We start from the raw sequence: 12,552 nt of genomic DNA on the forward strand, positions 1-12,552 counted from the left end.
GGACCTGGGTTTTCTGGAGTGAATACAATGCCGTTTGACTCTCGTCAGGATCTTGATGGGCTCGAATTCCGTTCGCTGGACGGAACAGATTGGTCGGACGGCGGCGCCTTCCGGATCGGTGCGACGCCGGCATTCTTTGACGGTCTCGGCACGTCTTTCGAAGCGCTCGAGCGGCTTGCCACGTTCGCCTACTCGTCGCACGCGCTCAATTGCTGTCCCTGCGGGCAGGACCATTCGGCTGACCTGATGGCGCACAAGATCTCGCTGGCCGCAGCGACCGTTGAAATCGGCGCGCGGCTCGTCTCCGAAGGCACGCAGTTCGCCCCGGATGGCAGCCCTGAGCAGGCGACCGTGCTCATCCCCGGCGAAGCCGGCGGCACGACCACCACCGCGGGAACCATTGCGCTCGGCGATTCGATTGTCAGCCAGATTGAAGTCAGCGGCGACCAGGACTGGTTTGCAATCCAGCTCGAAGCGGGTGTCACCTACGAATTCACGCTCAACGGATCGGGCGCGAATGCGCTGGGCGACCCCTATCTCGAGATCATGAACTCGACCGGTTCGCAGGCTGCGTTCAACGACGACGGGGGCGTCGGCCTGAACTCCACCCTGCGCTTCACGCCGACCCGGTCAGGGGTGTTTTATGTCAACGCGCACGGCTGGATCGATGCCGGCGGGGCGACGTCGACGGGAACCTACACGCTGACGGCAATCCAGGCGCCGCCGCTGCCGACTTATACGGTTGCCGAGATTGCCAACTACCTCGTTACGCAAGGCTCGTCGGCCGGGCGCCACTGGAACCAGACCACAATCACCTACAACATCCAGGCGCTGACAGCTGCTCAACAAACCCTTGCGGAGCGCGCGCTGGCGATGTGGTCGGCCGTAACGCCGCTCACCTTCACGCGCGTCACCAGCGGCGGCAACATCACATTCACGAACGTCGACCCCGATCCGGATCCGGCCGATCCGACGGCAGCTGCGGCGTATGCGCAGAATACGTTCACGGGCAACTTCATCACCGCCAGCACGGTCGTCATCACGAGCAACTGGCAGAGCGGCGACACCGCCTTCGACAGCTACACCCAGCAGACCTATATCCACGAGATCGGGCACGCGCTCGGCCTCGGCCATGCGGGGCCATACAACGGCACAGCCGACTGGGGCACCGACAACATCTACACGAACGACAACTGGGCCCAGACGGTCATGTCGTATTTTGACCAGCAGGAATCCGGCCACGGCAGCTACCGCTTCGTGCTCGGTCTTCAGCAGGCGGACATTGTCGCGGCCCAGACGCTCTACGGTGCGCGCCCCGGCGGCACGAACGCAGGCAACACGACGTTCGGTTTCAATTCGACGGCGCCCGGCACCAATATCGACTGGTCGCAATTTGTGCTCGTCCAGGCGGAAGGCACGTATCGCCGGCCGCCTTCGATGACAATCTATGACACCGCGGGGGTCGACACGATCAACCTCTCCGGCTTCTCGCAGCCCCAGATCCTTGACCTGCGCCCCGGCACATTCTCAAGCCTTGGGGATCGCCCGATTGCTGGCCAGGTCAATTATTCAAACGTCATCTCGATCGCCGCAGGGACGATCATCGAGAACGCGGTCGGCGGTGCGGGCGGAGACACGATTACAGGCAATGACGCCAACAACACGATCACGCTTGGCGGCGGCGCGGACACGTTCGTCTATCTGACGAACGGCGGCGCCGACACCATCACTGATTTTTCGGTCGCGGTTGATCGCATCGATCTGACGGCGTTCTCTTCAGCTGCCGCACTGGCGGCGTTCAATGGCCGGACAGCTTCCGCCGGCGGCACGCTTCTGACCTTCGCGGCCGGGCAGACCATCCTGCTTCAGGGCGTCTCCACCGGGCAGCTGACACAGGCGAACCTGATCCTTTCCGGCAGCCCGCCTCCGCCTCCGCCTCCGCCTCCGCCGGGAACGCTGACTGGTACTCCGAATGCTGACTATCTCGTGGGCACCGCAAGCAATGACCAGATCTTCGGACTCGGAGGTTCGGACACTCTAGTAGGCCTTCAGGGTAACGATGTGCTGGATGGGGGCGACGGCGATGATGTTCTCATCGGCGGCGAAGGTGCGGATCAAATGATCGGGGGCACCGGCTTTGACATTGTAAGCTATTTTTATGCGACCACTGGTGTGAATTTCAACGTACTGACCGGGGGAACCAGCGGAGAAGCAGCTGGAGACAGCTACTCCGGCATTGAAATGTTCTACGGATCTCAGTTTGGCGACACCATACAGGGATCTGACGGAAACGATCAGATTGCAGGGTTTGCAGGCAATGATTTCATTTCGACCGGCATTTCTGACGATGTGATTATTGGTGGAGAAGGCGCCGACACTCTGGATGGCGGTGAGGGCTTCGACATCGCAAGCTATTTTTATGCTCAAGCCGGCGTTACCTTCAACGTTGTGACCGGCGGCACCGGCGGGGAAGCCTCCGGTGATGTATTTATCAGTATAGAGATGTTCTATGGTTCAAATTTCAATGACGAGATGGTGGGCGATAGCGCCGGCGATTTCCTGATAGGATTTGGCGGCGATGACAGACTGTTCGGGAATGGCGGCAACGATCAATTGATCGGAGGCGCTGGCGCCGACTTGCTCGATGGCGGTTCTGGATATGACATCGTGAGTTATTACACATCGCCGACCGGAGTAAACTTCAGTGTAACGACTGGCGGAACCGCCGGCGACGCTCTGGGCGATACCTATGTCAGCATTGAGATGTTCTACGGTAGCCCCTTCTCCGACATCATGACGGGTGGAGTTTCTCCAGACTTTCTTGTCGGCTTTGAAGGCAATGATACCCTCAACGGTGGCAGCGGCGACGACACGATGGTTGGGGGCGCCGGCGCTGACTTCTTTGACGGAGGCGAGGGCTTCGACACGGTGAGCTACTATTACGCGGGGGCCGGTGTGACGTTCAATGTTGCTGTGAGCGGCACAGGCGGAGAGGCGGCGGGAGACACTTACGTAAACAACGAAATGTTCTACGGGTCGTTCTTTGCCGATAGCATGACAGGTAGTGACGCAAATGAATGGCTCGTCGGCTTTGACGGAAACGATACGTTAAATGGTGGAGGCGGCAACGATACGCTCATCGGCGGCAATGGCGCGGACACGCTTATTGGCGGATCCGGTTATGACGTTGCAAGTTACTACTACGCGCTTTCAGGCGTCAGCGTGAACCTTCAGACTGGAGGAACCGGTGGAGACGCGACGGGAGATACATATTTTCAAATTGAGCAGGTCTATGGTTCGAATTTTGGCGATACGCTGATTGGCTCCAACAGCAACGATAGCCTTGCCGGCTTCGACGGCAACGACACAATCGATGGTGGACTCGGCAGTGATCAACTTATTGGGGGGGGCGGTGCCGATCTGTTCGTAGTGCGGCAATACAACAATGTGGATCAGGACGTTATCGTCGACTTCGCACATGGTTCCGACAAGGTCAGGTTGGTAGGGTCGGGCTTTGCCAGCGTCGCAAACGTGCTTGCGGCAATTTCACAATCGGGCGGCAATGCAGTGCTCACATTTGCTTCCGGCGCTTCAGTCGTCTTTTACCAACGTCAGGCTTCGAGTTTTACTGCTCAGGACTTTGAACTTGTGTCAGCGATGGAGCCTAGCAACGGCGATCATAGTCTGGCCGATACGACTTCGGATTCGTTCGATTTTTCGTCTTTGCCTACACATTCCGAGACAATTGAATTTGGATGGGGAGAAGCGCCGGACGTTCAAATCCACAATCCCGGATCGGAATCCTTTGTAGCAGTCTTCGTCGATTTACCATTCGGCGACACCTTTGATTTCCACGACAATCAAAATAGCCACTTTGACTGGAACGCCGGTTGAAGCAGCTTCTACAATCCTAGCTAAACTCGACCCGCTCCTGCGAGAAGTAGAAGAGCGACCTCGTCTCGTCGTCCAGTTCGCCGGAGGTATGGGCCAGCAGGGCCCGCATGGCGTTCTTCCGGTCTTGCAGGGCGTGGGCGAAGTCCATCTCGATCAGTTCATCCACCCCCGTCCGCTTCATCGTATCCCGCACGTTCATGTAGAGCGGCAGCGACCCGCCGAGGAACATCGACTCGTATGCGATCTTGCTGGCGATCTTGTCGTGGATGTCGGTGTAGCGGAACTGGCGTTCCATCTTGGCCCGCGACTTCACGATGAAATCGATCTCGTGGCGATGGTTGGGGTGGCGCAGGTAGAAGTTCTTGAGCGACGACATCTCGTTCTCGATGCCGGCCACGATCTCCTCGCTCAGGTCCTGGTGGATCACGATGATGTCGATATCCGAGCCTTTGATCATCTCGCCGATCCCGGCATGTTCGCGCGGCTCGTTGTGGGCGAGGAAATAGGCAAGGTCGCCGGCAATGAAGGCGCACAGGTTGGCGCGCACCTCACGCGGCATCTGGACCAGCAGGTTGCTCATCACGTCCTGCGCGACGGCGATCTTCTGCTTGCTGATCTCGCGGTGCGTATTCGACAACGTCCCTTGCCGCTCGATCATCAGCTCACGCTGGTCCGACAAGCCGAACAGCGTGAACGACAGGAAGTCGCGCAGGATGGACGGGCTGAGGCGCACCTGGTCGCCGCGCGTGATATCGAAGCGCAGGTAATAGCTGGCGAAGTGCGACAGGTGCAGCTCACGGCTCTTGTAGCAGGCCTGCCAGAGCGCAAGGCTCGGCACGTCCGGCAGGTCCAGCGCGAGCTCCTTGCCGATGCGCGGCCCCTTCTCCTGCAGCGTCTGGATGACGCGCGCCTCGATCTCCCCGATGCCTGCAACAACCATCGCCCTATCCCCCTGATTTCACCGCAGCCGCCGCCGCAAGCTCCGGCACCAGAACCCGCACGCTCCGGGCCAGCCCCACCTTCCAGTCCGGCGTGCGGATACCGAAGGTGCGGAAGGCCTTCGTCGAGGCCAGCCGCGCATTCAGCGGCCGCTTTGCCGGTGTCGGATACTCCGCCGTCGGAATGCCGACGACCTGCGCTGACGGCCCACCCACCGCGCGGCTGGCGGCGAAGATCGCGTCTGCCATGCTTGCCCGGTCAGTCTCGTCACTGCCAGCCAGATGATACGTGCCCCACCCGGCAAAACCCGGCTTCACCGCGGCATCCGCCATCGTCAGCAGGCCTGCCGCGAGATCCGGGCAATAGGTCGGATAGCCCACCTGGTCATCGACCACGGTAACCTCGTCGCGCGTCATCGCGAGCGTCAGCATGGTGCGCACAAAACTGCCCGCATATTCCGAGAACACCCAGGACACGCGCACGACCAGGTGCTGCGGGCAGGCCTCCGCCACCTCCTGCTCGCCTCCCAGTTTCGATTGTCCGTACACGCCAAGCGGCGCAGGCAGGTCATCCGGCTCGTAAGGGCCGTCCTTGGCGCCGTCGAACACACAGTCCGTTGACACATGGATCAGCACAATGCCCCGCGCCGCGCACAGCATCGCCAGCGCCGCCGGCCCGTCGCGGTTGACCGAAAACGCCGTCGCCGCGTCGCTCTCCGCCTTGTCGACGAACGTGTAGGCGGCCGCATTGATGACGACGCTCGGCTTTGCCGAATCCAGCGCCCGCCCGAGCGAACTGAGTTCGGTGAAGTCGACCTCCGGGCGGCCCATGCACACGAGGTCCTTGCGACCCGCCGCGGCGAGGCTCTGCGCGAGCTGTCCCTGCTTGCCGATCACGAGGATCGTCATGCGCCGGCCCCCGAAAAGGCAAAGTGCGCGGGCGCATCCGCGAGGCGCGGATGCTTCCGGTCCCGCTCCGACAAGGTCAGCCGGCCGGGCGCAAAAGGCCAGCGTATACCGAGCGCCGGGTCATCGGCCGCAATCCCGAAATCGCTCTGCGGCGCATAGGGGCTCGTCACCTTGTAGATCACCTCGGTGCCCGGCTCGAGCGTGCAGAACCCGTGCGCGAAACCTTCCGGCACGAAGACCTGCAAGCCGTTCGTCTCGTCCAGTTCGAACGCCGTGTGCCGCCCGAAATTCGGCGAGCCGGCGCGAATGTCGACGATCACATCCAGCAGCCGCCCACGGATGCAGCGCACCAGCTTCGCCTGCGCATGTGGCGGCGCCTGGTAGTGCAGCCCGCGCAGCGTGCCGGCCTCGGCCGAGCGCGAGTGATTGTCCTGGAAGAAATGCGCCGGAATGCCCGCCGCCCGGAACGCCGCTTCGCTATAGGTCTCGCTGAACCAGCCCCGCGCATCCCCATGCCGGACCGGCCGGACATGCAGGACTTCCGGCAGCACCGGATCGGGCGTGACGCTCAGGCTCATGAGAGGCGCTATAGCACGCCCCTGCAGGCCCGCAACGCGCCCGCCGGTTACTCGACTGTAACCGACTTGGCGAGGTTGCGCGGCTGGTCCACGTCCGTGCCTTTGACGACCGCGACGTGATAGGCCAGCAGCTGCAGCGGAATGGCGGCGAGGATCGGCAGCGAGATGTCGTCCCCATCCGGCAGGCGGATCACATGGTCGGCGCGCTTGCCGGCCATCTTGATGCCCTTGTCGTCCGAAATCAGGATCACCTCGGCGCCGCGTGCGCGCACTTCCTCGACGTTCGATATCGTCTTCTCGAACAGCTCGTCATACGGCGCCACAACCACGACCGGCAGGCCCTTCTCGATCAGCGCGATCGGCCCGTGTTTGAGTTCGCCGGCCGCATAGCCCTCGGCGTGGATGTAGGACACTTCCTTCAGCTTCAGCGCGCCTTCGAGTGCGAGCGGATAATAGCGCCCGCGACCGAGGAACAGCACGTCCCGCTTGCCCGCGATCAGCTTGGCGATCTCCTTGATCTGCCCCTGCGATTCAATCGCCTCCGTCACCTTGCGCGGCAGCGCCAGCAGGCTTTTGACATAGTTGATCTCATCGCCCGGCAGCAGGTGGCCGCGCGCCTTGGCCGCCGACAGCGCCAGCACGGCCAGCACCGACAGCTGCGCCGTAAAGGCCTTGGTCGACGCAACACCAATCTCCGGCCCGGCATGCGTCGGCACGATGGCGCCGGCTTCGCGTGCAATCGAGCTTTCCGGCACGTTCACCACCGCAATCGCGGGTTTCCGGTTCTCGCGGCAGTAGCGTAGCGCCGCCAACGTATCGGCCGTCTCGCCGGATTGGCTGACGAACATCGAGAAGCCGCTCGTGGGCAGCACCGGTTTGCGATAGCGGAACTCGGACGCGATATCCGGCTCGAACGCCAGCTTGGCGATCTGCTCGAACCAGTATTTCGCCGTGAAAGCAGCGTAGTAGGCCGTGCCGCACGCAATCGCCACGCCCCGGTCGGCCTCGGCAAAGATGCTCGCGGCCACCTGGTTCACGTCAATCGCCCGGGCCTGCTGGTCGATATAGGGAAGGATCGAGCGCGCCAGCGATTCCGGCTGTTCGTGGATTTCCTTCAGCATGAAATGGTCATACTCGCCGCGCTCGATCAGCGCGTCGTTCACAGCCGAGGTCACACGCGGCCGGTTCACCCGGTCGCCGCGCGCATTCCGGATGTCGAAACTGTTCTTCTTCAGGATGACCCAGTCACCCTCCTCAAGATAGGTCACATCCCGCGTCAGCGGCGCCAGCGCGATGGCGTCCGAGCCCAGATACATCTCGCCCTCGCCGTATCCCAGAACGAGCGGCGAGCCCTTGCGCGCGCCGATCACAAGCTCCGGCTTGTCGGCGAAGATCGCGGCAATCGCGAAGGCACCGGTGAATTCCTTGAGCGCCGCACCGAATGCGTCGACCTCGTCCATGCCGTCGCTGATATTCTGCGCGATCAGCTGGGCAATCACCTCGGTATCGGTCTCGGACTCAAAAGTCCGGCCCTTGGCTTCCAGTCCTTCGCGCAGCTCGCGGTAATTCTCGATGATGCCATTGTGGACGACCGCGACCCCGCCCGACATGTGCGGGTGGGCATTCGTCTCGTTGGGGGCGCCATGCGTCGCCCAGCGGGTATGCGCAATGCCAGTGAAGCCTTCCACGGGATCGTCATGCAGGCGGGCTTGCAGGAAATGGATCTTGCCCTTGGCCCGGCGCCGCTCGATGCCTTCGTCCCAGGCCACCGCGATGCCCGCGCTGTCATAGCCGCGATATTCCAGCCGCTTCAGTCCATCCACCAGACGGGTTGCCACTTGCGCCTTGCCGGCAATTGCCACGATTCCGCACATGATCATCACTCCCACGCTTCGCCCGATTGGCGAATGAGAGCCTCAATAGACCCCGCGAGTCTGGCTGCACAATGACGATTTATGTTGGTTTATGACATGTAATGTGGCCGTTTCGCGCCGCCCGTCCCGGCCAGTCTGGCTTTAGTTTTCCTCAATGCAAGCTGCGCAGCCGCACGGCTGGCTTTCCTAAACCGAAAAGGAGGGCTAACGGGACCGCAACGCCCAATCCGCAGGATCCGTCCCTTGTCCGCCCTTACCCACCTCGACCGGCTCGAAGCCGAAAGCATCCACATCCTGCGCGAGGTCGCCGCCGAGTGCGAAAAGCCCGTGATGCTCTATTCGATCGGCAAGGATTCCGCGGTCATGTTGCATCTCGCGCTGAAGGCCTTCTATCCCTCGCGCCCTCCCTTCCCGCTGCTGCACGTCGACACCGGCTGGAAGTTCCGCGAGATGATCGCCTTCCGCGACCGCAAGGCGAAGGAACTCGGCCTCGAACTGCTGGTCCATATGAACGAGGACGGCGTGCGCGAAGGCGTCGGCCCCTTCACCCACGGCTCGGCCTACCACACCGACGTGATGAAGACCGTGGCGCTGAAACAGGCGCTCGACAAATACGGCTTCGATGCCGCCTTCGGCGGCGCAAGGCGCGACGAGGAAAAATCCCGCGCCAAGGAGCGTATTATCTCGGTGCGCACCGCCGGCCACCGCTGGGACCCGAAGCGCCAGCGCCCGGAACTCTGGAACACCTACAACACCCGCCTGCACAAGGGCGAAAGCCTGCGCGCCTTCCCGCTGTCCAACTGGACCGAGCTCGACATCTGGCAATACATCCGCCGCGAGGGGATCGAGCTCGTGCCGCTCTACTTCGCCGCGCCCCGCCCCGTCGTCGACTGGAACGGCACGATGATCATGCTCGACGACGACCGCGTGCCCGCCGACATCGCCAAGAACGCCGTCACCAAATCCGTCCGCTTCCGGACATTGGGCTGCTACCCGCTGACCGGCGCGGTCGAAAGCAAGGCGACCACGCTGGATGAAGTGATCCAGGAAATCCTGCTCACCACCACCTCCGAACGCCAGGGCCGCGCCATCGACAAGGACCAGGCCGCCTCCATGGAAAAGAAGAAGCAGGAGGGCTATTTCTGATGCGCCTGCACGACGATCTCATCGCGTCCGATATCGGCGCCTATCTCGAAGCGCACGAGCACAAGTCGCTCCTCCGCTTCATCACCTGCGGCTCCGTCGATGACGGCAAGTCGACCCTGATCGGCCGCCTGCTCTACGATTCGAAGATGATCTTCGAAGACCAGCTCGCCGCCCTCGAAGCGGACTCCAAAAGGGACGGCACCCAAGGCGACAATATCGACTTCGCCCTCCTTGTCGACGGCCTCGCCGCCGAGCGCGAGCAGGGCATCACCATCGATGTCGCCTACCGCTTCTTCGCCACCGAGAAGCGCAAGTTCATCGTGGCCGACACGCCCGGCCACGAACAATACACCCGCAACATGGCCACCGGCGCCTCCACCGCCGATGCGGCCATCCTGATGATCGACGCCCGCAAGGGCATCCTCACCCAGACGCGCCGCCATTCGATCATCGCCACCCTGCTCGGCATCCGCCACCTCGTGCTCGCCATCAACAAGATGGATCTCGTCGGCTACCAGCAGTCCGTGTACGACCAGATCGTCGCCGACTACAAAGAGTTCGCCAGGGCCCTTCCGGGCCAACTCGAAATCACGCCCATCCCGATCTCCGCCCTCGCCGGCACCAACATCACCGAGCGCTCGCCCGAGACGCCCTGGTACACCGGCCCGAGCCTGATGGACTTCCTTGAAAACGTCGAGATCGCGCGCGGCGCCGAGTCCCTGCCGCTGCGCATGCCGGTTCAGTGGGTGAACCGCCCGAACCTCGATTTCCGCGGCTTCTCCGGCCAGATTGCCTCCGGCAGCGTCAAGCCGGGCGACAAGGTCCGCACCCTGCCGTCGGGCCGCGAAACCACCGTCACCCGCATCGTGACGCAGGGCGGCGACCTTGCAGAAGCCGTCGCTGGCCAGTCCGTCACGCTGACCTTCGCTGACGAAGTCGACACCTCACGCGGCGACGTCATCGCCGCCGGTGCGCAGCCGCCGGAAGTCTCCGACCAGTTCCAGGTCAAGCTGCTGTGGATGAGCGAAAACCCGCTCCTGCCCGGCCGCCGCTATTTCCTCAAGTCCGGCACGAAAACCGTCTCCGCCACCGTCAACGCGCCCAAACACGGCATCGACGTGAACACGATGGCCGAGACGCCGGCCCGCACGCTCGAACTCAACCAGATCGGCGTCACGACCCTCGCGCTCGACCAAGCGATCGCATTCGATCCCTATACGGAGAACCGCCTCACCGGCAGCTTCATCCTGATCGACCGCCAGACCAACGACACCGTCGCGCTCGGCCTGATCGACTTTTCGCTGCGCCGCGCCGCCAATATCCATTGGCAGGCCCTCGACATCACCCGCGACGCCCTCGCCGAGCAGAAACATCAGCAGCCCGCCGTTCTCTGGTTCACCGGCCTGTCCGGCTCCGGCAAGTCGACCATTGCGAACGCGCTGCAGAAGCGCCTCTTCGGCATGGGCCAGCACACCTTCATCCTCGACGGCGACAACGTCCGACATGGCCTCAACCGTGATCTCGGCTTCACCGATGCCGACCGGGTGGAGAACATCCGCCGCGTCGCCAACGTGGCGCGCCTGATGTCAGACGCCGGCCTGATCGTGCTCGTCTCCTTCATCTCGCCCTTCCGCGCCGAACGCCAGATGGCGCGCAGCCTCATGGCCGAGGGCGAGTTCATCGAAATCCACGTCGATACGCCGCTTAGCGTCGCGGAGGAACGCGACGTCAAAGGCCTCTACAAGAAAGCCCGCGCCGGCGAGATCGCCAACTTCACCGGCATCGACAGTCCGTACGAGCCGCCGCTCAACCCGGAACTGCGCATCGACACGGTCAACCGCACAGCCGAAGAGGCGGCTGAGGAAATCCTGAAATTCCTCGCCCTGCGCGGAACGTTTGAGATCTAGTCCGTCCGGGTACGAAGCTGTCCTTGGTAATGGTACTTGCCGATCGGCACACCGTGCGTGCGCAGGATGTTGTAGGCCGTCACCGTGTGGAAATAGACGTTGGGCAGCGTGTACGAAAGTAGATAAGTCGCCGGCGTGAACGCCAGCGTTTGCGGCCCCCAGCCTGACGTCGTGGCGTTCTCCACATCGACCGGCTGATACAGGACGATCTCGAGGTCCTTGTCAGACCAGCTGTTGACCTCCTCCGGCGACAGCGCCTCCAGGGCCGCCGCGGCCTCGCTGATCATCGCGCGCAGGTCCGCGAACGGCACAGCCCCCGCGAGCGGTGGCACTTCAAACACGCCCGTCTTCACGGCCTGCAGCCCCCAGACGGCATGGTTCTTCACCGCTTCGATCTGGAAGAAGAAAGGTGCCATGTCGGGATACAGCCGCGCGGAAACGAAATCGTCGGGGTCAGATCCGGTCACGGCGCAATGCTTCGCCGCCCGGTCGAGCACGCCGCCCAGCGCCCTGATCGTCTGCAGGAAAGTCAGCACACTGAGATCGTAAAGCGTTGTCGCCATCGGGCCTGCTCCTCAGCTGTTCAATTCTAATCGCGGTCCGGCGCACCGAGCGGGAAATACTTGCGGAAATACCGCGCCTCGTCCACCGCCCGCGCGAACGAAGGCCTCGCCAGGAGGCGCGCGCGATAGGCCCGAAGCGCTGCATACTTCTCCGGAATCTCGTGAACCCAGTCCGCATAGAAGAGCGACGGCGAGGCCGCGAGATCCGCCAGCGTATAATCCTCACCCGCCGCCCAGGTGCGTCCCGCCAGTGTCTTGTCGAGCCAGGCATAGGCCGTTTCAAGACGGGATTTCGCCAAGGCGAGACCATCCTCGGGCTTCATCGGAATCTGGCCGAGCGTGCTCGCCACGGCCACTTGCTGCGCGTCCATGACATGCAGGTCGAAATACCGGTCGAGGAAGCGCACTTCGAGCGCCGCCATCCTGTCCTCCGGCAAAAGGCGCACCGGCCCCGGATAGGCAAGATCAAGGTATTCCACGATGATACTCGTCTCCACGAACTGCCTGTCCCCATCGACCAGCAGCGGGAACTTCCCCATCGGCCAGCGGGCCTGCCACTCGGCAATGTTGTCGGCGTGATCCGGCCCGATCTCCCGGAATTCGAACGGTGTCGCGTTCTCGTAGAGCGCGATCAGCGCCTTCTGCGTGTAGGATGAGAACGGATGACCATAGAGGATGAGCGCCATGGTAAACTCCTTCGCAAACTGATTGCATGTTGCAAGCAGTTGAACTTTACGCAGGCC

Annotated in this window: 9 protein-coding genes; 3 read left to right on the forward strand and 6 right to left on the reverse strand. The window is 62.5% G+C overall.

The features are described 5' to 3' along the window. The first annotated feature begins 27 nt into the window (after positions 1-27). The gene (locus tag IPK75_00285; protein ID MBK8196773.1) at positions 28-3,894 is read left to right on the forward strand and encodes a M10 family metallopeptidase C-terminal domain-containing protein; all 3,867 of its coding nucleotides are present in this window, start codon (positions 28-30) and stop codon (positions 3,892-3,894) included. Between the two features lie 16 nt (positions 3,895-3,910). On the opposite strand, the gene IPK75_00290 is transcribed toward IPK75_00285, so the two are convergent. Genes IPK75_00290 through glmS form a run of 4 tightly spaced genes read right to left on the reverse strand, consistent with a single transcriptional unit; the run spans position 3,911 to position 8,193 of the window. After that, a complete protein-coding gene (locus tag IPK75_00290) occupies positions 3,911-4,834 on the reverse strand; it encodes a hypothetical protein (GenBank protein ID MBK8196774.1) in 924 nt (307 codons plus the stop codon). 4 nt (positions 4,835-4,838) lie between these two features. Further along, positions 4,839-5,741: a dTDP-4-dehydrorhamnose reductase gene (rfbD, locus tag IPK75_00295; protein MBK8196775.1), complete on the reverse strand. Its 903-nt coding sequence runs from the start codon at positions 5,739-5,741 to the stop codon at positions 4,839-4,841. Beyond that, positions 5,738-6,319: a dTDP-4-dehydrorhamnose 3,5-epimerase gene (gene rfbC, locus IPK75_00300; GenBank protein MBK8196776.1), complete on the reverse strand. Its 582-nt coding sequence runs from the start codon at positions 6,317-6,319 to the stop codon at positions 5,738-5,740. The genes rfbD and rfbC overlap by 4 nt, the downstream gene beginning before the upstream one ends. Before the next feature lie 47 nt (positions 6,320-6,366). Further along, a complete protein-coding gene (glmS, locus tag IPK75_00305; protein ID MBK8196777.1) occupies positions 6,367-8,193 on the reverse strand; it encodes a glutamine--fructose-6-phosphate transaminase (isomerizing) in 1,827 nt (608 codons plus the stop codon). Positions 8,194-8,436: 243 nt separating this feature from the next. Between glmS and cysD the strand changes: the two genes are divergently transcribed. Continuing rightward, positions 8,437-9,339: a sulfate adenylyltransferase subunit CysD gene (gene cysD, locus IPK75_00310; protein ID MBK8196778.1), complete on the forward strand. Its 903-nt coding sequence runs from the start codon at positions 8,437-8,439 to the stop codon at positions 9,337-9,339. After that, positions 9,339-11,246: a sulfate adenylyltransferase subunit CysN gene (gene cysN / locus IPK75_00315; protein ID MBK8196779.1), complete on the forward strand. Its 1,908-nt coding sequence runs from the start codon at positions 9,339-9,341 to the stop codon at positions 11,244-11,246. Before cysD ends, cysN begins: the two co-directional genes overlap by 1 nt. Here the strand turns inward: cysN and IPK75_00320 are convergent. Together IPK75_00320 and IPK75_00325 are read right to left on the reverse strand one after the other, a co-directional pair. Continuing rightward, positions 11,243-11,809 carry a DUF1993 domain-containing protein gene (locus tag IPK75_00320; protein MBK8196780.1) on the reverse strand — a complete coding sequence of 189 codons (567 nt, stop codon included), beginning with the start codon at positions 11,807-11,809 and terminating at the stop codon, positions 11,243-11,245. The two genes, cysN and IPK75_00320, sit on opposite strands and share 4 nt — an antisense overlap. A gap of 26 nt (positions 11,810-11,835) precedes the next feature. Continuing rightward, a complete protein-coding gene (locus IPK75_00325; protein ID MBK8196781.1) occupies positions 11,836-12,495 on the reverse strand; it encodes a glutathione S-transferase family protein in 660 nt (219 codons plus the stop codon). Between the last annotated feature and the right edge of the window lie 57 nt (positions 12,496-12,552).

This window comes from Acidobacteriota bacterium (assembly GCA_016712445.1).
Lineage (GTDB): Bacteria > Pseudomonadota > Alphaproteobacteria > Caulobacterales > Hyphomonadaceae > Hyphomonas.